Here is a 23,889-nt window from a genome sequence, read left to right as displayed (position 1 = left end):
TCGCGGCCTCGCGCCAATGGTCAACGCCCGAACCACAAGCAAAAGCCGCCGCCCAAATGGGTCGGCGGCCTTGCGTTTCAGGTGCATACCAAGGCTTAAAGCAGGGCTTTCGCTTTCTCGGTGACGGCCTGAGCCGTGATGCCGAATTTCTCGTAAAGCGTGCCCGCCGGGGCCGAGGCGCCAAAGCTGTCCATCCCGACAAAACCGGCCTTCTGCTCGCGCCCGCGTTCGCCACACAGCCAGCGGTCCCACCCTTGGCGCACCGCGGCCTCAACCGCAACACGCACCGGGCCACCGGGCAAGACCTGCCGACGGGTCTTCTCGTCCTGTTGCTCAAACAACTCCCAGCAGGGCATCGAGACAACCCGCGTGCCGATCCCCTCGGCCTGCAAGGCCTCGCGCGCCTGCATGGCGATTTCCACCTCCGAGCCTGTGGCCATCAGGATAACCTGACGCTTGCCCTCTGCATCGGCCAGAACATAGGCCCCTTGGGCGACCATGTTCTTGTTGCGATGCTCGGTGCGCAGGGTCTTTACCCCCTGACGGGTCAGCGACAGAACCGAAGGTGTGTCTTTCGAGGTCAGTGCAATTTCCCAGGCTTCGGCGGTTTCCACCGTGTCACAGGGGCGGAACACCATCGTGTTGGGAGTGGCACGCGAAATCGCCAGATGCTCTACAGGCTGGTGGGTGGGGCCATCTTCGCCAAGGCCGATGCTGTCGTGGGTCATCACGAACACCGTCGGCTGCTTCATCAGCGCGGCCAAACGCATCGCCGGGCGCGCATAATCTGTGAAACACATGAAGGTGCCGCCATAGGGGCGAATACCACCATGCAGGGCCATCCCGTTCATCGCGGCGGCCATGCCATGCTCACGAATACCGTAATGGATGTAACGCCCCTTGCGGTTATCGGTGTCAAACACCGTCATATCGCCCGATTGGGTGTTGTTCGACCCCGACAGGTCCGCCGAACCGCCAATGGTTTCCGGCATGATCGGGTTGACCACTTCCAGAACCATCTCGCTGGATTTGCGGGTGGCGACCTTGGGCTGTTCCTCGCTGATCTGCTTTTTCAGCGCCTTGATCCGCGCCGAAAGCTTCTTCGGGGCCTCGCGATTGAAAATCCGGGTGAACTCCGCCTGGCGACGTTCCGAAACCTCGCCCATGCGGGACTCCCACGCGGTACGCTCCTCGGCGCCTCGTGCGCCAATCGCCTCCCACGAGGATTTTACATCGGCAGGGACTTCGAAAGGACCATAGGGCCAGTCATAGGCTTCCTTGGCAGCCACCAACTGATCTTGATCGGTCAGCGCGCCGTGCCCTTTGGAGGTATCCTGCGCCGCGTGGCCCAAGGCGATATGCGTCTTGCAGGCGATCATCGTCGGCCGCTTGCCGGTTTTCGCCTTGGTCAGGGCCTCGTCGATCTCTTGCGGGTCATGCCCGTCGATCTCAAGCACCTGCCAGCCGCTTGCGCGGAAGCGTTTCACCTGATCGGTGCGATCAGCCAGATCGACCTTGCCGTCGATGGTGATGTTGTTGTTGTCCCAAAGCACGATCAACTTGCCCAGACTGTGCCGCCCGGCCAAACCGATGGCCTCTTGGCTGACACCTTCCATCAGACACCCGTCACCCGCGATGACATAGGTGTGGTGATCTACCAGTTTCCGGCCAAAACGCGCACGCAGCATCTCTTCGGCCATGGCAAAGCCCACGGCATTGGAAATCCCCTGCCCGAGCGGGCCGGTGGTTGTCTCGATCCCGCGGGCAAGGAAGTTCTCGGGGTGGCCGGCTGTCTTGGCACCCCACTGACGGAAATTCTTGATCTCCTCCAGCGTGATGTCCGGGTTCCCCGTCAGGTAGAGCAGCGAATACAGCAGCATGGAGCCATGCCCCGCCGACAGGATGAAGCGGTCTCGATCCGGCCATTCGGGATTGGCGGCATCGAACTTCAGGTGCTTTTCAAACAGCACCGTCGCCACATCGGCCATACCGATGGGCATACCGGAGTGGCCGGAGTTGGCCGCAGCGACCGCATCCAGCGTCAGCGCGCGAATGGCGGCTGCTTTTGTCCAGTGGTCAGGGTTGGCAGAGCGCAGGGCAGCAATATCCACGGGGGTCATCCTCGCAAAGGTTCATCTTGCCCGCTGCATATCAGGCGCGGGCCAAAGATCAAGCACAACACCGCGCTACATGGCCCCCCTGCGAGAAAAGCCCGCACGGGCTTGCCGAGCATCCCGCTCATGCCAAAACGCGCCCACTTAAAGCGATGTTTCAGGTTTTCGCCAGAAGGCATTAGACTTGCGTGTAAAATCGTTTCACCGCGATTCGCGGACATGGCGATAGTACCAAGACAAGAGGTCAGGACATGAGCGACATACCCGAGTTGCAGCGCCGCATCACCGCAGCACTTGACCGGATCAGCCAAGGGCTGGACGGCATGGCCAAATCGGAAGACGCCGGCGAAGTTGAAAGCCTCCGCCAGCAGCTTGAAGACGAAAAGCTCGCCAATGCCCAACTCGAGGAGCGCATCAAGAAGCTCAAGGCATCGCTGTCCGAGGCCGAGGCCGCCCGCGATGCCGCGCAATCCGACAGTGCCGACAAGCTCAAGGAACTTGATACCTCTCTGCAATCGCTGCGCCAGGCCAATCAACAGCTGCGCGAAAACAACGCCGCCCTGCGTGAAGCCAATGCCGAAGGCGTCGGCGAGGCGCATCTCATCAACAAGGCCATGCTGGCCGAACTCGAAGGCCTGCGCGCCACGCGTGCCGCCGACAAATCCGAGGCCGACGCGATCCTTACCGAAATGGACGCGCTCCTGAAACGCGCCACAGACGGCGGTGACACCACCCAACCGGAGGATGCCTGATGCCCGAAGTCCAAATTGAAATCGGTGGCCGCAGTTTTGATGTTGCCTGTCAGGAAGGTGAAGAACACTACCTGCATTCCGCCGCAAAGATGCTGGATGAAGAAGCATCGGTGCTCGCCGCGCAGATCGGCCGCATCCCCGAGGCGCGGATGCTCTTGATGGCCGGCCTGATGCTGGCGGACAAAACCGCCGGGCTCCAGGACAAGCTCAAAGCGATGGAAGACCGCATGGCCGAGAAAGAGGCCGAGCTTGATCAGCTCCGCAATGCCCCAACGCCCGAGCCGAAAACCATAGAGGTGCCCATCGTGCCCGAGGATGTCACCGACAGCCTCGCCGAAATCGCCGCCCGGGCCGAGTCTCTGGCCGACGAGGTGGACGGTAAATTACCGGACGACTGAGCCGGACGATTCCACCGACCCGATACCGACAAAATACCGACGTGATACCGACAGACAAAAAGACCCGAAGCCGCGCTTCGGGTCTTGTCACGTGATGGCCGGGTCAGATGTCCAGCGTGTGGTCCTTTTCCCAGCGGCTGAAATGCGACACGAAACTGTCCCACTCCTTGTGCTTGAGGTTCAGATAGGCGGCCGAGAACTCCGCCCCCATCATCTCCTTGAGGCCCTTGTCCTTGTCGTAGGCCCGCAAGGCATCCAGCATGTTGAGCGGCAGTTTCGGTGCGCCCCGCACCTTGTGACCTTCGGCATACATATCAATGTCATAGCGCTTGCCCGGGTCGGCCTTTGCACGCACGCCCGACAGCCCCGCCGCGATGATAACCGCCTGTAACAAATAGGGGTTTGCCGCCCCATCCGGCAGGCGAAGCTCAAACCGCCCCGGCCCCGGCACACGCACCATATGGGTGCGGTTGTTGCCCGTCCATGTGACGGTATTGGGCGCCCATGTGGCCCCCGACATGGTGCGCGGCGCATTGATCCGCTTGTAGCTGTTGACCGTGGGGTTGGTGATCGCCGCCAAGGCGCTGGCATGCTTCATGATCCCCCCGAGGAAATGCGCCCCCTTCTCCGACAGGCCCAGTTCCGCGGTCGGGCTGCCACTGGTAGCCTCGGTGGCAAAGACGTTCGTCTTGGCCCCCTCCCCCGGCGCATCCCAAACCGAGATATGCGCGTGACACCCATTGCCCGTCAGCCCCTCAACCGGCTTGGGCATGAAGGTCGCGCGGAAGCCGTGTTTTTCGGCCACCGACTTGGTCATGAACTTGAAAAACGAATGCCGGTCGGCGGTGACAAGCGCATCGGCAAATTCCCAGTTCATCTCGAACTGGCCATTCGCATCCTCGTGGTCGTTCTGATACGGTCCCCAACCCAGTTCCAGCATATAGTCGCAAATCTCGCGCACCACATCATAGCGGCGCATTACCGCCTGCTGGTCATAGCAAGGCTTCTCAGCGGTATCGAATTCATCGCTCAACTGCGTTCCATCCGGCGTCAGCAGGAAATACTCCGCCTCGACGCCGGTTTTCACATGCATGCCTTCGCTTGCCGCCTCGTCAATCAGCCGCCGCAGCACGTTGCGCGGGGCCTGCGCCACGTCCTCGCCTTCCATCACCGGGTTGGCGGCGACCCAGGCCACCTCGGGCTTCCACGGCAGTTGGATCACGCTTTCGGGGTCCGGCACCGCCAGCATATCAGGGTGCGCCGGCGTCATATCCAGCCAAGTGGCAAAGCCGGCAAAGCCCGCGCCCTCTTCCTGCATGTCGGCAATCGCCTGTGCTGGCACCAGCTTGGCGCGCTGCCCCCCGAACAAATCGGTAAAGGAAATCATGAAATATTTAACGCCGCGCTCGGCGGCAAAGGAAGCCAGATCTGTCGTCATGGTCTTGTCGTCCCTTTCGCTTGTTTACATCCCTGTTGATACGAAATCGGGGCGACCCATGGCCGCCCCGTCCGGTTGTCTTGTCCCTAGAACTGCGTGCCCGGCTTGCCGGGGTACCAGTTGGTGCCCGCAAGCGGCACCTGCGCCATGGCCGCCGCCTCCATCGTGAGGGCCACCAAATCCTCGGGCTCCAAATGCTGCACATGGTTCTTGCCACAGGCCCGTGCCAAGGTCTGGGCTTCCAGCGTCATCACCTTGAGGTAATTGTTCAGCCGACGGCCCGCTTCCACAGGGTCCAACCGCTTGGCAAGCTCGGGGTCCTGCGTGGAAATCCCTGCCGGGTCGCGCCCCTCGTGCCAATCGTCATAGGCCCCCGCCGTGGTGCCCATCTCCTGATACTCGGCCTCCCACCTTGGGTCATTGTCGCCAAGCGCCACCATGGCTGCCGTGCCGATGCTGACAGCATCCGCCCCAAGCGCCAAGGCCTTGGCCACATCCGCACCCGACCGGATACCGCCAGATACAATGAGCTGCACCTTGCGGTGCATGTTCTGATCCTGAAGCGCGCGCACCGCGTCGCGGATACAGGCCAGCGTCGGCTGCCCAACATGTTCGATAAACACATCCTGCGTCGCCGCCGTGCCGCCTTGCATCCCGTCCAACACCACGACATCCGCCCCGGCCTTGACCGCCAAGGTGGTGTCGAAATAGGGCCGCGCGCCACCGACCTTGATGTAAATAGGCTTTTCCCAACCGGTGATCTCGCGCAGCTCCAAGATCTTGATTTCAAGGTCATCCGGCCCCGTCCAATCGGGGTGCCGACAGGCGCTGCGCTGATCGATCCCTTTCGGCAAATCACGCATCTCGGCCACCCGGTCGGAAATCTTTTGGCCCAACAGCATACCGCCCCCGCCGGGTTTCGCGCCCTGCCCCACGACCACCTCGATCGCATCGGCCTTGCGCAGGTCATCAGGGTTCATCCCATAGCGCGACGGCAAGTATTGATAGACCAGCGTTTTCGACTGGCCCCGCTCCTCGGGCGTCATGCCGCCATCGCCCGTGGTGGTCGAGGTGCCCGCGAGCGACGCACCGCGCCCCAAGGCCTCCTTGGCCTGCGCCGACAACGCGCCAAAGGACATGCCCGCAATGGTAATCGGAATGTCCAACTCGATGGGCTTTTTGGCAAAGCGCGTACCAAGCACCACATTCGTGTCGCACCGCTCGCGATAGCCTTCCAACGGATAACGGCTCATCGACGCGCCCAAAAACAGCAAGTCGTCGAAATGCGGCACCCGCCGCTTGGCCCCGCCGCCGCGAATATCGTAAATCCCCGTCGCCGCCGCGCGCCGGATTTCGGCATTCACCTCCGGGCTGAAGGTCGCCGACTGAATGGGCATGGTTTGCGGAATCGCGTGTTTTTGATCATCTGCCATATCGATTCCCCTCAATACGCGTTGTCGATGTTGAAATTGTACAACTTTCGGGCCGAGCCATAGCGCTTGAACTCTTCCGGTTTGGCATTCACACCTGACCGGTCCAAAAGCTCGCGCAGGGTCTCAAGATGCTCGGGCCGCATCTCTTTCTCGATGCAATCCGCCCCAAGGCTTTTGACCTCGCCGCGCACGAACAAACGCGCTTCATAGATCGAGTCGCCCAAAGCCTCGCCTGCATCGCCACAGACCACAAGGTTGCCCTTCTGCGCCATGAAGGCCGACATATGGCCAACATTGCCCTGCACCACGATGTCGATCCCCTTCATGGAAATCCCACAACGCGAACTGGCGTTGCCCTTGATGACCAACAGGCCACCATGGCCCGTGGCCCCGGCATATTGGCTGGCGTCGCCTTCAACGATCACCGTGCCGCTCATCATGTTTTCGCCCACACCGGGGCCGGCGCTGCCATCCACCGTGATCGTGGCTTGCTTGTTCATGCCCGCGCAATAGTACCCGGTCGATCCTTTGACGGTCACATCAATCGGCGCATCCAACCCCACGGCAATCGCATGGCTGCCGCGCGGATTGACCACTTCCCAAGCGGTTTCATTGGTTTGCTGGCTCTGCGCCTGTAGCGCCTCATTCAAGGCCCGCAGGCCATTGGCTTCCAAATCAAATGTCTGCATGTCAGTGCTTCCAGAAGTAAACGGTTGCGGGTTCCGGCTCCCAAACGCGGGCCTCTTCGATACCGGGCAGATTGACCAAGGCGCGGTATTCGCTCCCGAAGGCCACGTATTGATCGGTTTCGGCCATCACCGCCGGTTTGCAGGCAATCGGATCACGCACCACGCCAAAACCATCCTTGGTGCCGACAACAAAGGTGAAAAACCCGTCCAGATCGTCCAACCCGGATTCAAGCGCTTCGCCAAGGCTATGACCCTGCTGCATTTTCCACGTCAGGTAAGCGGCAGCCACCTCAGAGTCATTCTCAGTCTCCACGCTGACCCCTTCGCGCGCCAACTGTCGACGCAAAGAGTTGTGGTTCGAGAGTGACCCGTTATGCACTAGGCACTGATCCGCCCCGGTCGAAAACGGATGCGCGCCCAGTGTGGTCACCGCCGACTCCGTCGCCATACGGGTGTGACCAATCCCATGACTGCCCGCCAAATGCGGAATATCAAAGCGCTTGGCCACATCACCGGGAAGGCCCACTTCCTTGTAGATCTCGATCACCTCGCCCGCGCTCATCACGCGCGCCTCAGGGCGCAACTCTTTCAAAGCAGCACGCGCCTCGGCCATCTTGGCCTCGGGCAGGTCAATCACCGCATGGGTATCCTTGATCCGCACCGTCACCTCACAGCCAAGCGCTTGGGCCAACTCATCATCCAACCCGGCAAAGCGGCTTGGGTCATCGGCTTGCACCGTCAGCTTGGCCCACCCCTCCCGATCTTCGGAATAAACGGCAATCCCCGCGCTATCGGGGCCACGGTCCGTCATAGTAATGAGCATCTCGCTCAGCATCTCACCCAAGCGCGGTTCAAGCGCTTTGTCCTTCAAAAACAACCCGACGATTCCACACATCGACGCCTCCATAATCCTATGCTGGAAACGCTAGCCCGAGTCGAAAGCAACTTCAACAAAAAGAATTTAATATTCCTATCAGGAAACACGCTGAATGTGACACTGCACAAAAAAGCGGCCCCCGATCCGCACCGGAGGCCGCCTGTCACACTTCATCGTGGATCACGACGCGCCGAACATGTCCTCGGTGATGCCCGAATACCAGCCAAGGCTTTCCTCATAGGTCGCCTTGCGCAGCGCCGAATCTTCTCCGGTCTGGCTAATGAAACCATCGACCTTGGCGATCTTCTCATCGGTCGCCTGATATGAGGCCCCGACCTTCACACCATCGTCGGTGTCAATCAGACTCCAGCAGGTGTTCGAAAATTTCGCCGGGAAGACCTTGGAACCGGTCAGCGCCCCGCGCACGGCCATAGCCGCCACCTTGGCCTGACTGTTCGCCGAATAGCCCGACTTCGGCATATCGCCCTGGTTCGTAGCATCGCCCAGCACATGGATATTCTCATCCATACGGCTTTGCATGGTGTGGCCCGACACCGGCGCCCAGTTGCCCTCGGTAATCCCGGCCATCTCACAGATCTTGCCCGCCTTCTGCGCCGGAATGACGTTGCAAACATCCACCTTCTCAACCGCACCGTCGATATCCACGGTCATCTCGTCGGGGTTCACACTCACGTTGCCGCCGCCGAAATCCGGCCCGATCCAATCGATCATCCCGCCATAATGCGCCTGCCAGCCTTCCTGGAACAACGCCATTTTCGAAAATTTCGCCTTGGGGTCGGCGATCAGGATTTTCGCGGTGGGGTTAATCTCTTTCAGCAGATGCGCCACCATGCTGACCCGCTCATAGGGCCCCGGCGGGCAACGATAGGGGTTGGGCGGGGCCACCATGGCATAAAGCCCGCCTTCCGGCATCGCCTCGATCTGCGCTTTCAAAAGCTCGGTCTGGCTGCCGGCCTTATAGGCATGGGGCATCTTGTTTTGCTGGCTCACGTCCCAACCGGGAACCGCGCCCTCGACAAAATCAATCCCCGGCGACAGGATCAGCCGATCATAGGGCAGTGACGCCCCCCCCGCCAAAGTCACGGTCTTGGCATCACGGTCAATCCCAACGGCCCAGTCGTGCACAACGTTCACGCCGAAATCACTGGCCAAGGTGCCATAGCTATGGCCGATGCTGCTCAGATCACGGAAACCGCCGATATAGAGGTTCGAGAAAAAGCAGGTGTAATAGGCGCGTGTGGGTTCCACCAATGTCACGTCAATCGCGCCATCGCTGTCCTTGGCGATATAGCGGGCCGCGGTCGCCCCGCCTGCCCCGCCGCCAACCACAACGACGCGCGGCTTGCCTTGGCCGCGCACCATCGGTGCCGACAAGGCCGCCGCCGCCGCGACGCCCGTGCCGATAAAGGCTCGTCTGTTAAGGGTCATAGTATCTCCTCCCGATTGCGCCGGTGTCTTCCGGCAAGTTATTCTATGTCTTCAAAATAGGCCGCCAGCGCCGCGATCTCCTCGTCGCTCAGCCGCCCGGCCATCATCTGCATCACCGGATGCGGCCGCAGCTTTTGCTTATAGGCATGCATGGCCACCACGAAATCCTCCGCCGGCCAGTTGGTGATCGACGGAATCCCATCGTCATTGCCATCCGGCTGGTGGCAGGTCTTGCATTCACTGGACAGGTATTCGCCATACTCAGGGTCCCCCACCATGGCGAGGATTTCGGGCGGCAATTCCACCTCCGGCGCAATCGCCGTCGGGTCCGCCTCGGGGATATTGGCCGGATCATCCGAATAAATTCGCAAATAGGCCAGAACATCGGCCCGGTCCTGCGGCTTTTTCAGCCCCCGGAAACTCATCCGCGTCCCACTGACCAAGGCCTTTGGATTTTCAATGTAGGCATCAAGGGTATCAAGATGCCACTCAAGCCCATCGGCCCCAGCCCGTTTCAAACCCTTGGAATAGCGGTAATCATCCGCAACCGATGCCGCCTTGCGGCCAAAAATCCCATTCAGATGCGGGCCAATACCATTTTCGGCCCCCTTACCCACTTGGTGACACCCCGAACACTTGGCATAGATTTCCTTGCCCCGTTCGGCGTCACCGATCTCATCGGCCCAAAGGGCCTGCGATGCAATGAACCCGATCGTCAGGGCCGCCGCACCTATCGCGCGTTTCCGCATGAACGCTCCTCCCAAAGCTCATGCTTGAATGATGGCATGCAAGCGCCCTCATTCAAAGAAAAAACGGGGCCGGTTTGACCCGGCCCCGCATTGAAATCTTAGTTCGAGAAAGACTTCAGATATTCGGTCATCGCCGCGATATCCTCCTCCTTCTTCAGGCCACGATAGGACATCTTCGTGCCCTTCACATAACCGCGCGGATCAGCAAGGAAGGCGGCCATGGACTCTTCGTCCCACACCTGACCTTCTTCACCCATCGCCGCCATGGTCTTCGAATACCGGAAGTCTTCGATACCACCGATGGTCCGGCCCATGACACCGTTCAGATGTGGGCCAACGCGGTTTTTCGCGCCATCTCCCACTTGGTGACAGGCCTGACACTGGCGGAAGAGTTTCTCACCGGCAGCCACCAGTTCAGCGTCCAGGGCGGCCGTTTCTTCCGCCGCGGGCTCCGCCGAAGCGGCCTCTTCGGTCTCCGCTGCGGCCATTTCCACCTCTTCGGCGGCGGCAGGCTCAGCGGCCGCTTCTTCCTCTTCCTCCGGGGTCACGTCCAGAACCGCGGCGCGCATGGTGATTTCCACGCTGTCCTTACAGTCTGACATACAGGCCTCGGTATTCCAGAAATGCGCCTCGGCTTCTTCGCGGTCATCTACGATGAACCCATCGGCATTGGGCATTTCCACCTCAAGAAAGTTCTCATGCGACAGCACAAAATCATCTTCCACAAGGTAATTGGAATATAGGATATACGCCGTGATGGCATAGGTTTCATCCGCTGTCAGGGTCTGCGCCGCGCCAAAAGGCATCGAGCGGTGGACATAGTCCCAAACCGTCGACAGATAGGGCCAGTAGCTGCCCACTGTCTTCAACGGGTCCTTGTCGGCAAGGGTGCCGTCGCCACCGGCCAGTTTCGGCCAGTTGCCACGTCCTTCGGCAAAGTCACCATGGCAAATGGCGCATTGCTCAATGAAGACTTCTTCACCAGTCAAGACATCGCCCGAGCCTTCTGGCAGACCCGTCGCATCGGGGCGCACATCCACGTCCCATGCCGCGATCTCTTCCGGAAGGGCCATACGGCCAAGGTTGTAATTGCCATGCGGCTCGCTTGCGGCACGCGCCATTGCGATAAAGCCCAGATCTGGGTTAGCAGGCGCCTCGCCCATCACATCCGCGCGCTCGGGCATCGGGGTGACGTTGCGGTCGGCAAAATTGAAGGCCACGGCCAAAAGCGCCGCTGCGCCCACTGCCGTGCCACCATAGAGTTTAAGAGACTTCGACATTTTCCGCCTCTCCGCTTTCTTTCACCCACCAAGTCTGGATGCAGTTGTTGTGATAGATCGAGTTCTCGCCGCGCACCTCGCGCAGCTGTGCCTTGGTCGGCTGCACGTAACCCGTTTCGTCATGCGCCCGGCTTTGCAGCAGCATCTCGCTGCCGTCCCAGTCGATGTCCAAGTAGAACCGGCTCAGGGCCTTGCTCTCGCCTTCCTTGGCCAGACGCGCCTGTTGCCAGTTTTTGCCACCATCCAACGAGACATCAACCCGGGTGATCGCGCCACGGCCCGACCATGCCAGACCGGTGATCACCAGCGGCCCGGGGCCATGGGTGATGGGTGATTGCGGGCTTGGGGTCGTGACGACCGATTTGGCGTCCATCTCCCACGTCCACTTGCGGCTTGTGCCATCGGCCAGCGTATCGGTGTACTTCGATGTCTCCTCGCGGCTTTCCACGGGGCCATCCAGCACCTCAACCCGACGCAACCACTTGACCCACATGTTGCCTTCCCAACCGGGAACGACCAGACGCACAGGGTAACCATGCTCTTTGCGCAGGGCCTCACCATTGGCCTTGAAGGCCACCAGACAATCATCCAGCGCCTTGTCCATCGGAATGGACCGCCCGTTCGACGAGGCATCCGCCCCTTCCACATAGACCCATTTGTCTTTCAGGTCGCCCGCAGTGTCCAACCCGGCCTCTTCAAGCAGGGTGCGCAGCGGCACGCCGGAGTATTCCATGTTGTGAATCATGCCATGGGTGAACTGCGCACCATTGAGCTGCGCCCCGGCCCATTCCATGCCTGTGTTCGCCGCACATTCGCAGAAATACACGTGATTTTCGCGCGGGAAACGCTCCAGATCGGCATAGGTGAAGATCAGCGGCTTATCGACCAAGCCATTGATCATCAAGCGATAGTCCTCTTTCTTCAACTCGATCGCGCCCGAATGGTGACGCTCAAAGGCGCAGCCCTGCGGCGTGATCGTGCCATCCAAAGCATGGATCGGCGTGAAGTTGATCGAGCTGATCGTGTCGGCGGTCAACCACTCGACGTTGCGGCGCACCACATCGTCCTCGAACCGAATGGGCAGGCCGTAGGGCGTGGCATCCACACCTTCGCCAAGGCCGCTGGCCCAGTCTTGCACTTCCGTGATCAGCGGATCGGGGTCGCCCGCCGCACGGGCCATGCCCGCCCCCGCCACGGCACCCCCGGCCGCCACGGCGCCCTTCAGGAACGCCCGGCGCGAAGCCCCGTTAGATTTCTTGTCGGCTGTCATCTCTGTCCTAAGCCTCCTCTTTCGACATCATATTCATCTACATGAATTTGATGAATGTAAGGTATCTGTCAAAGCGTCGCGGCGCGCTTAAAGTCCGCTGACTTTGACGCTGTTGTTCGGCTCCAATTTAACGGTGCCCTGTTTGCGGATGTGGCTTTCCACCACGTCCCAAATCTGCGGTCCCTCGGTGCCCTCGTTGACGCTGGCCCAGCCCGCGACAACGTAGTTCTTCGCCGGGTCGATCGCCTCGCCGGAGCTCAGAAGGGTCATGTCGGAAATCCGCTCACCCTGCGGTTTGCTGATGTCGATGGAATAGCCCATGCCACCAATCCGCACCATGTCACCGCCCTGCTGGTAATAGGGGTCGGGGTTGAAGATGTTGTCGGCCACATCCTCAAGGATCACCTTGATGAATTCGCCGGTCATCTCACTGCGGTAAGCCTCGCCATAAGACATCGACGTCACGTTCCAGATGTCCTCACGGGTGATCGCCTGACCGGGCAGGATACTCGGCCCCCAACGCACGCCGGGGCTCATGGCGATATCCGCCTCACGCTCGGAAATCAGCGCATCACAAATCAGATCATCCCACGACCCGTTGAAGTTGCCACGACGATAGAGCAGATCATCGGTTTCCCCGATCACTTCTTCCAACTCGGCCTTATAAGGCGCGCGTTGTTCGTCGATCAGGGCTGCCATATCGGCATCCGGCTCAATCACATCCGAGAAAATCGGGATCAACTTGTGACGGAACCCCATCATCCGGCCATCGCGCACATCCAGATCCACACGGCTTACGAATTTCCCGTTCGAGCCGCTGGCAATCAGGATCGTATCGCCCACCAAAACCGGCTCGGGCAAGGCGTCGTGGGTGTGACCGGTCAGGATCACGTCGATGCCTTTCACGACACTGGCCATCTTCTTGTCCACGTCGAATCCGTTGTGGCTCAGGCAAACGACCAGTTCGGCGCCTTGGCTGCGCACCTCGTCCACCATGGCCTGCATGTTCTCGTCGCGGATACCGAAACTGTAATCGGGGAACATCCAACCGGGGTTGGCAATCGGCATATACGGGAAGGCCTGCCCGATGACGGCAATCTTCACACCACCGCGCTCGTAAAACTCATAGGGTTTGAACTCGGCAGCCGGTTCATCCCACATGGCGTCAAAAATGTTCTGACCCAAGGCGTCATAAGGTAGCCCTTCGACCAATTCGCGCACCCGGTCCTGGCCCAGCGTGAATTCCCAGTGGAAGGTCATCGCATCCGGCTCAAGCGCGTTCATCACGTTGACCATGTCTTGGCCTTCGGTGTGATAGCAGGTGTAAGACCCGTGCCAGGTGTCGCCACCGTCCAGCAGCAGGGCATCAGGCCGCGCCGCGCGGATCGACTTGACGACAGTCGCCACACGATCAAGGCCACCGACCTTGCCGTATTCTTTGCCCAAGGCCGCGAAATCATTGTACGTCAGGGCATAGTGGCTGGGGCTGCCATCCTCGATGCCATAAAGTTTGCGGAAATCCGCGCCGGTGACATGCGGCACCTCGCCCTTGTTGCCGCCCACACCGATGTTGATCTCCGGCTCACGGAAATAAATCGGCTTAAGCTGCGCGTGGATGTCGGTCACGTGGATCAGGCTCACGTTGCCGAAAGTGTCAAATTCCAAAAGCTGGTCTTGGGTCAGGGCCTGCTGCGCTGCCAGTTTCGCCCAATTGCCAAAGCCGCTTGCGCCATAAAGCGCCGAGGCCGCCATGCTGACCTGAAGAAAATCGCGACGAGAGATCATGTAATCCGTCTCCGGTTGGTTAAAGTTGTCCCGTTACCGCGCCCGGCCCTCCGGATGCGGCTTGGCCGAAAGGCCATGAATTTCAATGTCATGCAGGCAGCGGCTTGGCCGGGGCGCCTCACGTGCCGCCCCGGCCGATCGTCACATCAGTTGCGAACCGACGGGCCCTCGACCGACAGGCCGTTGCCGCGGCTTGCAACATAAAGCTCCAGCGCGACAAAGGCATCGCTGCCGGGCTTATAGGTCTCGGCACGGGTATCCCGCACACAGCCTTTGAAACGTCCGTGAACCGTGTTCAGCTTGGCGTTTTTCAGGCGATAAACCGGAAAGCCGTTGATCTGACCTTGGCTCAGGTGGTCGGCGCGGATCATCATGCCATAGCTGTCTTCGTGGCAGTTGGCACAGGACAGCTCAAGCTGACCGGTGCGGGTATAGTAAAGCTCTTTACCCTTCTCCCACGTTTCCTTGGCCGGGCCATCAATGGCCACGTTCACCGGCATGCCGCGCGACTGCAAGGAAATCAGCGCTTCCATGTTCGCCATCTGACCGCCCGAGTATTTGTAAGGCTCGGCGCCCATGTTGTTCTCACGGCAATCGTTGATCTGCATGGCAAGGGTTTGCACCTCGCCCGCCTCTTCATCCCACTTCGGATAAACGGCGCGCACGCCCTTCATGCTTTCCGGGCCTTCGTGGCAGGTCGCACAGGAATTGCCCTCGCTGCCCTCGACCGCGTTCCACTGGTCCATGCCAGCGTCCACGAAAATCATGCCGGGGTTGTCGAAGTCATCCATCTGCAAGGCCTGCGTCTCGTCCGAGCGGAAATGCCAGCCAGACATGATTTCGTCCATGTTGGCGTCTTCCATATGCGCGGGCAACGGTGCCTTGGTGGTCATCTCGGTTTCGCCGTTGATAACCATCTTGTCATCATCCGGACCCGCCAAGGCAACACCGGGCACCGCCAGCATCAAGGCAGCCACTGCTGTCATTGCATTGAATTTCATATGTATTTTCCCTCCCTAAAGGTTGTCCCTGCCCCGGTTCACCCCGGCGCAGGGCACCTTTTTGTTATCAACCAACCGCAACCGATTTGGTTTCTTCATAGACCGAGCCATCGTCGTCGTACCAAGTGAACTTGAAGTCACCTGCTTCGGGGATGGTTGCTTCGAACTCGAAGTAGGGGTTGGTCGAAATCGCCGGATGCATTTCCACATCCACGACCATCGCGCCGTTATACTCACAGGTGAAACGGTTGATGATCGAACGCGGGATGACGTTGCCGTCGCTGTCCTTGCGCTGACCCGATTCCATCTTGTGGCTGATCAGGGTTTTCAGAACCACGACCTCACCGGCTTCGGCCGAACGGGGCGCTTTCACGCGGGGGCGTACACCTTTTGCCATTGTGTTTTCTCCTTCTCGCTCGCTTAGCCGCCGCAGCCGCCGATGGTGACCTTCACGGTCTTCTGGGTTTTGGCAAAGCTGCCGTCCGCCATCTTGGCCACCGCAACAACGTCTTGCGTACCGGCAAGACGGATACGGGTCTTGGCACGTTGCGCGCCAGCACCGGGGCCAAAGTTGAAGGTCGCGACACCCGGGGTCGGGTTGCCAGCGGCCAGCACCATGATCGCGGTGGCACCCTCGGCGCTCACTTCGATCGGCACGGTGTTGCCGTTCTCGGCGATTTCCGGCGCGTCGAGGTCAACACCGCCATCGGCCACATCGGCCCCGCCGGTGAATTCCGCAATCGCGTCGTCAGTCAGCGATGCCATCGCGGGCATCGGCAGCGCGGTTACCGCAGCGGCGGCAGCGCCGATCGCCAGCGTTTCACGTCGTGTGAAGTCCATTTTCATCTCCTTGGTCAAACTCTTGTCCCGCCCGATCCGCGTCAGTCTTCGTATTTCAGCGTCGACAGGAAGGCGACAACATCTTCGATCTGCTGGGCCGTCAGAAGCGGATCCAGCTCACCCTCAGCGGCTTTGCCCGTGTAGGCATTACCCGGGCGAACAAAGCCTTCAACTTTGTAGTAAGACGGCATCATGGAGTCCGGGAACGTCTTTTTGGCGTCCGCCAGAATTCCACGCAACTCGGCCTCGCCCCAGCGATCAGCCACGCCATCAAGGGGCGGCCCGATTTCACCGTGGAACGGCGCATCGTTCAATGCGGTCACCTGGTGACAGGCGATACAGTTGCCAATGCCCTTGTTCTTCATGACGTTGGCACCGTTTTCCGGATCACCCGGAACACCGGTCAGCGACTCGGTCACTTCACCGTATTCGCCATACTGGACGTCGCCCGGCGCAACCGGACCGGCCTGCGCCGCCCCGGCGGTCAGGACCGCCGCCGCCAAAATTGTTGTCGAAAGCTTCATGTTTCCTCCCATGACTATCATGCCTTGTATTCGGCTAGCTATGTATACAGTAGGCCACCGCCCCCGCAGGATGCAACAACAAATTCAGCTTTGTGAATTATTGCCGCAACTGCACGGTAGCTTTAGTCTTCTTTCGCCGCCGCACGCTCCTGAATGCGGCGCGCGTGATACCTTTGAAAATCCTCCTCTGAATCCATGGCATAGCGCTTTTCGTTCACCCAAGTGTACATGTCCAAAGTGGTTCCCTTCTGGAACGCCCCCGGCATCGTGGCCACCGCCGCCTGCGGCGCGGTTTTGCCGTCCTCAACCTCTTCGGGCAGGAAAATCACCGTCGGTGTAAAAAGAATCCCCCACTTGCGCAGCATTTCGCGTTCCGACCGCACATCGCCGTCAAAATCGACCATCTCACGCGATCCGTGAAGATTCAGTTGCACGACAAAGAAATTCTCGTCGATGTAGCTGGAAATCGCCTCATCGGGGTAAACCTCCTCATGCATTTTCTTGCAGTAAATGCAGCCCCGCTGCTCCACCATCAGCACAAGGCGCTTGCCCTCGGCATTGGCCTCTTCCAGATCTTCGGCCATATCCAGAAAGGTGTCGCGCATCCAAGCCGCCTTGTGCAGCCCGTCATCCCCGATATTGGCCGCCGCCACGGGGGCACTCAAGCCAACCACCGCCAGTAAAATCGCGAAAATACGTGTCATCGCCTCTCCTCCCTCTAAGGCTGTCATCCCAGTTGCGAAAACACCGGGAAGGTCTCTATCATCCAATTGGCAATCTCGTTGATCGTGCCCGTCGCGATCAACAGCGCGAACACGACCAGCATAACACCCAAGGCCTTTTCCACATAAGGTTGATACTTCCGGTTACGCTGTAGCCAGCCCAGGAACGGCTTGGCGAACATCGCCGCAACGACGAAAGGCGCTGTCATCCCAAGGCCGAACACCAAAAGTAAAAGTCCTCCCCGCCAAACCTCGCCCATGCCGCTGGCCATCATCAGGATGGTCGCCAGAACCGGCCCCACACAGGCGCTCCAGCCAAAGGCAAAGGCCAGCCCCATGATATAAGCCCCGACAAAGCTCTTGGGGTCGGTCTTGGCGTCGATCTTGGCCTCACGATACAAAATCCCGATGCGGATCACGCCCAGAAAATGCAGCCCGAAGACAAAGATCAAACCGGCCGCCACATAGCGCAAAACATCAAACCACTGGCTGAACGCCTGCCCCACGGCCGTGGCACCCATGCCCATCAGCGTGAAGATGCTCGTCACGCCCAAGGCAAAAGCGACAGAGGACAAGATCAATCGCCGTTGCGCACCCGGGGCAATCTCGCCCTCCTCGCGCAGCTCCGACATCGAAAGCCCGGCCATGTAACTGAGGTAGAAAGGAACCATCGGCAGGATACACGGGGTGAAGAAGGCCAAAAGCCCGGCAAGCGCCGCCCCGGCAAAGGAAATATCCATCATCGCCTAGATTCCTTGTCTTATCTACATATTCAAATTATGTTGTGGGTTAAGTCAACGTCAATCAGGTGTGGAATGCTGTCAAGGGCACTCTCGTTACTCGCGCCAGCTCTCTGGCTCTCGCTTACCCCAGTGGCGCAAGCGACCGAACTCGTCATGGTCGAGGCTAAAGGGTGCCATTATTGCATCGAATGGAAAGAAAACCTTGGCCCGATCTATCCCAAGACCGCCGAAGGGGTCTATGCACCACTGCGTGTCGTCGATATCGCCGATGGGGCACCCGAAGGCATGGAATTCGACCGCCGTGTCAATTTCACACCGACCTTCATCTTGGTCGACGAAGGTCAGGAACTGGCCCGGATCGAAGGCTATCCGGGCGAAGATTTTTTCTGGGGTCTGCTGACGATGATGCTGGAAGACAACACAGACTTTGAAGATCGCGCAAAAACCAATTAAAGGCCCGCGCAGGCCATAACAAAACAAGGCATGGGACCATGGGACTTCCCGTTTTTGACGATTCACTGTCCGAGGATGAGATGGACCGCATGGTGACCAACGCCACCAACGCGTCCAATTTCCTCAAGGCGATCAGTCATGAAGGCCGCCTGATGATCCTGTGTCACCTCGTCTCGGGCGAGAAATCGGTGACCGAACTCGAGGACTTGCTCTCGGCTCGACAAGCCGCTGTTTCCCAACAGCTTTCCCGCCTCCGCCTCGAAGGTTTGGTCATCCCGCGGCGCGACGGCAAAGCGATCTATTACCGCCTCGCCGATGACAAGCCGCGACGTGTACTCGAACTTGTTTATGAGCTATTCTGCGCCGAGGACTCCGAGGCGACATAAGGAATCGCGCCCCTTCGCCCGGAGTGGAGGGAGCACATATGTACGATTTCATCGACGATAATTTCTTGGTGGCCCTGATCGGGCTGGCCTCGGGCCTGTTTCTGGGTCTCGCCGCGCGGATTGGGCGGTTTTGCACCATGGGCGCCATTGAAGACGCGCTTTATGGCGCCTCGTGGGTCAGGATGCGGATGTGGTTTCTGGCCATCGGGGTGGCCGTGATCGGGGTCTATGCCCTGACGTCCACCGGACACTTCGCACCAGAACAATCCTTTTACCTGTCGATCCGCTGGATGCCGCTTGCCTCTATTATCGGCGGATTGATGTTCGGCTATGGCATGGCCTTGGCGGGCAACTGTGGCTATGGCTGCATCGCGCGGTTGGGCGGCGGCGATATCCGTGCCTTCGTGATCGTCGTGGTGATGGGGGTCTCGGCCTATGCCATGCTGCATGGGCCGTTTTCCTATCTGCGCAACTGGGTCTTTCCCCAAGAAGACGTCACAACCGACCTGCCCCCCGGTATCGTGCATCTGATTTCGGCCAATACCAATCTGCCCTTGGCCACCCTTGGCATCTTCATAGGGTTGCTGATCTGCGTGGCCGCACTCACCTCGCGCCCGTTGTTGGAAAAACCAAGCTCGGTCTTTTGGGCGGTCGTCGTGGGCCTTGCCATCACCGCCGGGTGGGCCGGCAGCTACATGGTCGCCACCCAAGGTTTCGCCGCAATGCCGGTTGTCTCGCATAGCTTCTCCGCCCCCGTGGGAGAAACCCTGCTCTATACCATGCGCGCCTCGGCAAGCGCACCGTCCTTCGCGGTGGGGTCTGTCGTTGGCGTGGCGCTTGGCGCCTTCGCCGGGTCGTTGATCAAGGGCCACTTTCGCTGGGAGGCCTGCGAAGACCCGCGCGAGTTGCGCCGTCAGATCATCGGTGCGGTTCTGATGGGGGCCGGTGCTGTCCTCGCCATGGGGTGTACCGTCGGTCAGGGCATCTCCGCCTTTTCCGTGCTCAGCTACTCCGCGCCCGTTACCATGCTTTCGATCATCGCCGGTGCGGCTTTCGGATTGCGCCAGTTGATCGAAGGCTTCCAGCCCGCTGAATAGGATTTTTCGTACGACTCGTACGACGCCCCTGTCACACCCCCCGATTTTCGTACGAAACTCGGAGGTAAATCGTACGACTCGTACGATCTGAACACAGCATTTCGGCGGCTCGTGAAATTGTCTCTCGAAATTGCTCCGCGAATGGTGTAATTAATAGTTTAACGCTAAACTATTTATGCAGCGGAGGAGGCGCCACATATGGCCACCCGGAAAAGTACAAAGAAACCAAATGTTTCTGCTGATGAATTAAAGTCATACTATCGCGACATGTTGTTGATCCGCCGATTCGAAGAAAAGGCGGGGCAGCTCTACGGCATGGGTTTGATCGGTGGGTTCTGCCACCTCTACATCGGACAAGAAGCCGTTGTCGTCGGATTGGAGGCAGCAGCTGAGGAGGGCGACAAGCGGATCACAACATATAGGGACCATGGCCACATGTTGGCCTGCGGAATGGACCCCAAGGGCGTGATGGCCGAACTCACCGGCCGCGAAGGCGGCTACTCCAAAGGTAAAGGCGGGTCGATGCATATGTTCTCGACCGAGAAAGACTTTTACGGCGGTCATGGTATCGTTGGTGCTAACGTACCGCTCGGTGCCGGATTGGCCTTTGCCGACAAATACTTAGAGAACAACCGCGTAACTTTTACCTACTTCGGTGACGGCGCCGCCAACCAGGGCCAGGTCTACGAGACCTTCAACATGGCCGCCCTGTGGGACCTGCCGGTGGTGTTTGTTATCGAGAACAACCAATATGCCATGGGCACCTCGCAAAAACGCTCCACCTCCACCCCCGACATCTACACCCGCGGCGAAGCCTTTGGCATCCCCGGTGAAGCGGTGGATGGCATGGATGTCCTTGCCGTCAAGGAAGCCGGCGAGAAGGCGGTGGCCCACTGTCGCGACGGCAAAGGCCCCTACATCCTTGAAATCAAGACCTATCGCTACCGCGGTCACTCCATGTCGGACCCGGCGAAATACCGGACGCGCGAGGAAGTGCAAAAGATGCGCGAGGAAAAAGACGCCATCGAACATGTCCGCGACCTTCTGCTTTCGGGCAAGCACGCCACCGAAGAAGACCTCAAGGCCATCGACAAGGAGATCAAGGGCGTCGTCAATGACGCTGCCGAATTCTCCAAGGACAGCCCTGAACCCGCCGTCGAAGAACTTTGGACAGACATCTATACCGATGTTGCCCCGCAGAACGCTTGAGGAGAGATCAAAATGGCAACTGAAATTCTTATGCCCGCCCTCTCCCCGACAATGGAAGAAGGCACTCTTGCCAAATGGCTTGTGAAGGAAGGCGACGAGGTGTCCAGCGGTGACATTCTCGCCGAGATCGAAACCGACAAGGCCACGATGGAGTTCGAAGCCGTCGACGAAGGCACCATCGGCAAGATCCTGGTTGAAGAAGGCAGCGAAGGCGTAAAGGTGAACACACCAATTGCCGTTCTGTTGGAAGAAGGCGAAAGCGCCGACGACATCGAAAGCGCCTCTTCCCCAGCCGAACCTGAACCATCCTCGGAAGCCAAAGAGGAAAGCGCGCCAGCCAAAGCCAAGAGTGACGACGCCCCGGACATCCCCAAACCTGATACCAGCCCCGATTGGCCCGACGGGACCGAGATGAAAACAATGACCGTGCGCGAAGCGATCAATACGGCGATGGCCGAAGAGATGCGCAACGACGAAACTGTTTTCGTCATGGGCGAGGAAGTGGCCGAATACCAAGGCGCCTACAAGATCACCCAAGGCCTGCTTGACGAGTTTGGTGGCAAACGCGTGATCGACACGCCCATCACGGAACACGGCTTTGCCGGGATCGGCGTCGGCGCGTCATGGGGCGGCTTGCGCCCGATTGTCGAGTTCATGACATGGAATTTCGCCATGCAGGCAATTGACCAGATCATCAACTCCGCAGCCAAAACGCTTTATATGTCCGGCGGTCAGATGGGCAGCCCTATCGTCTTCCGCGGTCCCAATGGTGCCGCTGCGCGCGTCGGCGCGCAGCACAGTCAGGACTATGCGGCATGGTACGCCCATGTACCCGGCCTTAAAGTGGTGCAGCCCTATTCAGCGGCCGATGCCAAGGGCCTACTGAAATCGGCCATTCGCGATCCGAACCCGGTGATCTTCCTCGAAAACGAAATTCTCTACGGCAAGTCCTTCGAAGTGCCGGTGCTGGATGATTTCACCATTCCATTCGGCAAGGCCAAGATCTGGCGTGAGGGCTCGGATGTGACCATCGTCAGCTTCGGAATCGGCATGACATATGCCCTCGAAGCCGCTGAGAAACTTGCGGAAGACGGCGTCGAGGCCGAGGTGATCGACCTGCGCACCCTGCGCCCCATCGACTATGACACCGTGATTGCCAGCGTGATGAAAACCAACCGCTGCGTCACCGTGGAAGAAGGGTTTCCGGTGGCCTCCATCGGCAATCATATCACCGCTACCCTGATGGAACGCGCCTTCGATTACCTCGATGCGCCGGTGATCAACTGCACCGGCAAGGACGTGCCCATGCCCTATGCCGCGAACCTCGAAAAACTGGCCCTCACCTCGACCGACGAGGTGCTTGAGGCCGTGAACAAAGTGACCTACCGCTAAGGAGAGACGGAGCGATGCCCACAGAAATTCTCATGCCCGCCCTCTCCCCCACCATGGAGGAAGGCACGCTGGCCAAATGGCTGGTCAAGGAAGGCGATACCGTCAATTCCGGGGACCTTCTTGCCGAAATCGAAACCGACAAGGCCACCATGGAGTTCGAAGCCGTTGATGAAGGCACGATTGGCAAGATTCTCGTCGAGGAAGGCAGCGAAGGCGTGAAAGTTAACACGCCCATTGCCGTCTTGCTGGAAGAAGGCGAAAGTGCCGACGACATCGACACCTCGGGCGACGATGCTAAACCCGCACCGAAGGCGGAAAACAATGACGCACCCTCGGACAAGTCGGGTGGCGATAACTCTGGCAATGGTGCAGCAGCGTCTGAGACGCTAGCCCCCGCAGCGCCGCAATCCGCCGATGGTGAGCGTATCTTCGCCTCGCCTCTGGCCCGCCGGATCGCCGCCGATAAAGGCCTCGACCTTAACCAGATCGAGGGCTCTGGCCCACGCGGTCGGATCGTGAAGGCAGATGTCGAAGGTGCCAAGGCAGGCGCGGCCCCTGCCAAATCCGAAGCGGCCCCCGCTCAGGCACCTCAAGCGGCAGCCACGGCCCCAACCGGCCCTTCCGCCGATGCCGTTGCCGCCATGTATCAGAACCGCGAGTACGAAGAGGTCAAACTCGACGGGATGCGCAAGACCATTGCGGCCCGGCTGACCGAGGCCAAGCAGACCATCCCGCATTTCTACCTGCGCCGGGATATCAAGCTTGATGCGCTTCTGGCCTTCCGCAGCCAGCTCAACAAACAGCTCGAAGGCCGTGGCGTGAAGCTCAGCGTCAATGACTTCATCATCAAGGCAAGCGCGCTGGCCCTTCAGGCCGTACCGGATGCCAATGCCGTCTGGGCCGGGGACAAGGTGCTCAAGCTCAAGCCCTCGGATGTGGCCGTTGCCGTGGCCATCGAAGGGGGGCTTTTCACCCCGGTTCTGAAAGACGCCGACATGAAATCGCTCTCGGCGCTGTCGGCGGAAATGAAAGACCTTGCCACCCGCGCCCGCGATCGCAAACTTTCGCCCGAGGAATACCAAGGCGGCAGCTTTGCGATTTCCAACCTCGGGATGTTCGGCATCGACAATTTTGATGCGGTCATCAACCCGCCGCATGGTGGCATCCTTGCGGTCGGCTCCGGCGTCAAGAAACCCATTGTCGGCGAGGATGGCGAACTGACGGTTGCAACCGTCATGTCCGTCACCCTGAGCGTCGATCACCGGGTCATCGACGGCGCGCTTGGCGC

24 protein-coding genes are annotated in these 23,889 nt (G+C 59.6%); 8 read left to right on the top strand and 16 right to left on the bottom strand.

From position 1 onward, the window contains the following. Window positions 1-95 precede the first annotated feature (95 nt). A complete protein-coding gene (gene tkt, locus QZ498_RS13460) occupies window positions 96-2,111 on the bottom strand; it encodes a transketolase (RefSeq protein WP_294623082.1) in 2,016 nt (671 codons plus the stop codon). Between the two features lie 254 nt (window positions 2,112-2,365). On the opposite strand from tkt, the gene QZ498_RS13455 reads away from it, so the two are divergent. Next, the gene (locus QZ498_RS13455) at window positions 2,366-2,866 is read left to right on the top strand and encodes a hypothetical protein (RefSeq protein ID WP_294623080.1); all 501 of its coding nucleotides are present in this window, start codon (window positions 2,366-2,368) and stop codon (window positions 2,864-2,866) included. Next, window positions 2,866-3,264 carry a cell division protein ZapA gene (locus QZ498_RS13450; protein ID WP_294623078.1) on the top strand — a complete coding sequence of 133 codons (399 nt, stop codon included), beginning with the start codon at window positions 2,866-2,868 and terminating at the stop codon, window positions 3,262-3,264. Before QZ498_RS13455 ends, QZ498_RS13450 begins: the two co-directional genes overlap by 1 nt. Window positions 3,265-3,367: 103 nt before the next feature. Here QZ498_RS13450 and glnT read toward each other — a convergent pair whose 3' ends face one another. The 15 genes from glnT to QZ498_RS13375 form a co-directional block, all read right to left on the bottom strand. Beyond that, the gene (glnT, locus tag QZ498_RS13445; protein ID WP_294623076.1) at window positions 3,368-4,702 is read right to left on the bottom strand and encodes a type III glutamate--ammonia ligase; all 1,335 of its coding nucleotides are present in this window, start codon (window positions 4,700-4,702) and stop codon (window positions 3,368-3,370) included. A gap of 86 nt (window positions 4,703-4,788) precedes the next feature. Further along, on the bottom strand, window positions 4,789-6,135 hold the full coding sequence (locus QZ498_RS13440) for an FMN-binding glutamate synthase family protein (protein WP_294623074.1): 1,347 nt from the start codon (window positions 6,133-6,135) through the stop codon (window positions 4,789-4,791). A gap of 11 nt (window positions 6,136-6,146) precedes the next feature. Continuing rightward, a complete protein-coding gene (locus QZ498_RS13435; RefSeq protein WP_294623072.1) occupies window positions 6,147-6,824 on the bottom strand; it encodes a GXGXG domain-containing protein in 678 nt (225 codons plus the stop codon). 1 nt (window position 6,825) lies between these two features. Further along, window positions 6,826-7,719, bottom strand: coding sequence for a glutamine amidotransferase family protein (locus tag QZ498_RS13430; RefSeq protein ID WP_294623070.1), 894 nt, complete (start codon window positions 7,717-7,719; stop codon window positions 6,826-6,828). A gap of 162 nt (window positions 7,720-7,881) precedes the next feature. Then, complete coding sequence (locus tag QZ498_RS13425) at window positions 7,882-9,150, bottom strand: NAD(P)/FAD-dependent oxidoreductase (protein ID WP_294623068.1); 1,269 nt, start codon at window positions 9,148-9,150, stop codon at window positions 7,882-7,884. A gap of 38 nt (window positions 9,151-9,188) precedes the next feature. Continuing rightward, window positions 9,189-9,899 carry a c-type cytochrome gene (locus QZ498_RS13420; RefSeq protein ID WP_294623066.1) on the bottom strand — a complete coding sequence of 237 codons (711 nt, stop codon included), beginning with the start codon at window positions 9,897-9,899 and terminating at the stop codon, window positions 9,189-9,191. Window positions 9,900-9,997: 98 nt separating this feature from the next. Then, entirely contained in the window at window positions 9,998-11,179 is a 1,182-nt protein-coding gene (locus tag QZ498_RS13415) for a c-type cytochrome (RefSeq protein WP_294623064.1), read from the bottom strand. Next, window positions 11,163-12,449, bottom strand: coding sequence for a sulfite dehydrogenase (gene soxC, locus QZ498_RS13410; RefSeq protein WP_294623062.1), 1,287 nt, complete (start codon window positions 12,447-12,449; stop codon window positions 11,163-11,165). The genes QZ498_RS13415 and soxC overlap by 17 nt, the downstream gene beginning before the upstream one ends. 87 nt (window positions 12,450-12,536) lie before the next feature. Then, the gene (soxB, locus tag QZ498_RS13405) at window positions 12,537-14,234 is read right to left on the bottom strand and encodes a thiosulfohydrolase SoxB (protein ID WP_294623060.1); all 1,698 of its coding nucleotides are present in this window, start codon (window positions 14,232-14,234) and stop codon (window positions 12,537-12,539) included. A 146-nt stretch (window positions 14,235-14,380) separates the two neighbouring features. Further along, window positions 14,381-15,235 carry a sulfur oxidation c-type cytochrome SoxA gene (soxA, locus tag QZ498_RS13400; protein WP_294623058.1) on the bottom strand — a complete coding sequence of 285 codons (855 nt, stop codon included), beginning with the start codon at window positions 15,233-15,235 and terminating at the stop codon, window positions 14,381-14,383. 67 nt (window positions 15,236-15,302) lie between these two features. Beyond that, a complete protein-coding gene (gene soxZ / locus QZ498_RS13395; RefSeq protein ID WP_294623056.1) occupies window positions 15,303-15,632 on the bottom strand; it encodes a thiosulfate oxidation carrier complex protein SoxZ in 330 nt (109 codons plus the stop codon). 23 nt (window positions 15,633-15,655) lie between these two features. Next, window positions 15,656-16,075: a thiosulfate oxidation carrier protein SoxY gene (gene soxY, locus QZ498_RS13390; protein ID WP_294623054.1), complete on the bottom strand. Its 420-nt coding sequence runs from the start codon at window positions 16,073-16,075 to the stop codon at window positions 15,656-15,658. A gap of 41 nt (window positions 16,076-16,116) precedes the next feature. Then, on the bottom strand, window positions 16,117-16,599 hold the full coding sequence (gene soxX / locus QZ498_RS13385; RefSeq protein ID WP_294623052.1) for a sulfur oxidation c-type cytochrome SoxX: 483 nt from the start codon (window positions 16,597-16,599) through the stop codon (window positions 16,117-16,119). Between the two features lie 122 nt (window positions 16,600-16,721). Continuing rightward, on the bottom strand, window positions 16,722-17,303 hold the full coding sequence (locus QZ498_RS13380; protein ID WP_294623050.1) for a thioredoxin family protein: 582 nt from the start codon (window positions 17,301-17,303) through the stop codon (window positions 16,722-16,724). Window positions 17,304-17,326: 23 nt separating this feature from the next. Continuing rightward, window positions 17,327-18,064, bottom strand: coding sequence for a cytochrome c biogenesis protein CcdA (locus QZ498_RS13375; RefSeq protein WP_294623048.1), 738 nt, complete (start codon window positions 18,062-18,064; stop codon window positions 17,327-17,329). Between the two features lie 129 nt (window positions 18,065-18,193). Between QZ498_RS13375 and QZ498_RS13370 the strand changes: the two genes are divergently transcribed. The 6 genes from QZ498_RS13370 to QZ498_RS13345 form a co-directional block, all read left to right on the top strand. Next, window positions 18,194-18,517 carry a thioredoxin family protein gene (locus tag QZ498_RS13370; RefSeq protein ID WP_294623046.1) on the top strand — a complete coding sequence of 108 codons (324 nt, stop codon included), beginning with the start codon at window positions 18,194-18,196 and terminating at the stop codon, window positions 18,515-18,517. 38 nt (window positions 18,518-18,555) lie between these two features. Beyond that, window positions 18,556-18,903, top strand: a complete 348-nt coding sequence (locus QZ498_RS13365) for a helix-turn-helix transcriptional regulator (protein ID WP_294623044.1) — start codon at window positions 18,556-18,558, stop codon at window positions 18,901-18,903. A gap of 38 nt (window positions 18,904-18,941) precedes the next feature. Then, window positions 18,942-20,000 (top strand): YeeE/YedE family protein, encoded by a 1,059-nt coding sequence (locus QZ498_RS13360; RefSeq protein WP_294623042.1) that lies wholly within the window; start codon window positions 18,942-18,944, stop codon window positions 19,998-20,000. 198 nt (window positions 20,001-20,198) lie between these two features. Next, window positions 20,199-21,209: a pyruvate dehydrogenase (acetyl-transferring) E1 component subunit alpha gene (pdhA, locus tag QZ498_RS13355; protein WP_294623040.1), complete on the top strand. Its 1,011-nt coding sequence runs from the start codon at window positions 20,199-20,201 to the stop codon at window positions 21,207-21,209. A gap of 12 nt (window positions 21,210-21,221) precedes the next feature. Continuing rightward, window positions 21,222-22,601: a pyruvate dehydrogenase complex E1 component subunit beta gene (locus tag QZ498_RS13350; RefSeq protein WP_294623038.1), complete on the top strand. Its 1,380-nt coding sequence runs from the start codon at window positions 21,222-21,224 to the stop codon at window positions 22,599-22,601. Window positions 22,602-22,615: 14 nt separating this feature from the next. Beyond that, window positions 22,616-23,889: pyruvate dehydrogenase complex dihydrolipoamide acetyltransferase (locus tag QZ498_RS13345; protein WP_294623036.1), on the top strand; the 1,274-nt coding region annotated here is incomplete at its 3' end.

This window comes from uncultured Roseovarius sp., assembly GCF_913057115.1.
GTDB lineage: Bacteria > Pseudomonadota > Alphaproteobacteria > Rhodobacterales > Rhodobacteraceae > Roseovarius.
This window is presented reverse-complemented; position numbering and strand designations above follow the sequence as displayed.

Bases quoted from the DNA above. Each gene is read 5' to 3' on its own strand.
- QZ498_RS13455 (WP_294623080.1), top strand. From the start codon at position 2,366: ATGAGCGACATACCCGAGTTGCAGCGCCGCATCACCGCAGCACTTGAC.
- soxZ (WP_294623056.1), bottom strand. From the start codon at position 15,632: ATGGCAAAAGGTGTACGCCCCCGCGTGAAAGCGCCCCGTTCGGCCGAA.
- QZ498_RS13350 (WP_294623038.1), top strand. From the start codon at position 21,222: ATGGCAACTGAAATTCTTATGCCCGCCCTCTCCCCGACAATGGAAGAA.
- QZ498_RS13380 (WP_294623050.1), bottom strand. From the start codon at position 17,303: ATGACACGTATTTTCGCGATTTTACTGGCGGTGGTTGGCTTGAGTGCC.
- soxY (WP_294623054.1), bottom strand. From the start codon at position 16,075: ATGGACTTCACACGACGTGAAACGCTGGCGATCGGCGCTGCCGCCGCT.
- QZ498_RS13415 (WP_294623064.1), bottom strand. From the start codon at position 11,179: ATGTCGAAGTCTCTTAAACTCTATGGTGGCACGGCAGTGGGCGCAGCG.
- glnT (WP_294623076.1), bottom strand. From the start codon at position 4,702: ATGACGACAGATCTGGCTTCCTTTGCCGCCGAGCGCGGCGTTAAATAT.
- QZ498_RS13430 (WP_294623070.1), bottom strand. From the start codon at position 7,719: ATGTGTGGAATCGTCGGGTTGTTTTTGAAGGACAAAGCGCTTGAACCG.
- soxX (WP_294623052.1), bottom strand. From the start codon at position 16,599: ATGAAGCTTTCGACAACAATTTTGGCGGCGGCGGTCCTGACCGCCGGG.
- soxC (WP_294623062.1), bottom strand. From the start codon at position 12,449: ATGACAGCCGACAAGAAATCTAACGGGGCTTCGCGCCGGGCGTTCCTG.
- soxA (WP_294623058.1), bottom strand. From the start codon at position 15,235: ATGAAATTCAATGCAATGACAGCAGTGGCTGCCTTGATGCTGGCGGTG.
- QZ498_RS13375 (WP_294623048.1), bottom strand. From the start codon at position 18,064: ATGATGGATATTTCCTTTGCCGGGGCGGCGCTTGCCGGGCTTTTGGCC.
- soxB (WP_294623060.1), bottom strand. From the start codon at position 14,234: ATGATCTCTCGTCGCGATTTTCTTCAGGTCAGCATGGCGGCCTCGGCG.
- QZ498_RS13450 (WP_294623078.1), top strand. From the start codon at position 2,866: ATGCCCGAAGTCCAAATTGAAATCGGTGGCCGCAGTTTTGATGTTGCC.
- QZ498_RS13440 (WP_294623074.1), bottom strand. From the start codon at position 6,135: ATGGCAGATGATCAAAAACACGCGATTCCGCAAACCATGCCCATTCAG.
- QZ498_RS13365 (WP_294623044.1), top strand. From the start codon at position 18,556: ATGGGACTTCCCGTTTTTGACGATTCACTGTCCGAGGATGAGATGGAC.
- QZ498_RS13435 (WP_294623072.1), bottom strand. From the start codon at position 6,824: ATGCAGACATTTGATTTGGAAGCCAATGGCCTGCGGGCCTTGAATGAG.
- pdhA (WP_294623040.1), top strand. From the start codon at position 20,199: ATGGCCACCCGGAAAAGTACAAAGAAACCAAATGTTTCTGCTGATGAA.
- QZ498_RS13420 (WP_294623066.1), bottom strand. From the start codon at position 9,899: ATGCGGAAACGCGCGATAGGTGCGGCGGCCCTGACGATCGGGTTCATT.
- QZ498_RS13425 (WP_294623068.1), bottom strand. From the start codon at position 9,150: ATGACCCTTAACAGACGAGCCTTTATCGGCACGGGCGTCGCGGCGGCG.
- QZ498_RS13360 (WP_294623042.1), top strand. From the start codon at position 18,942: ATGTACGATTTCATCGACGATAATTTCTTGGTGGCCCTGATCGGGCTG.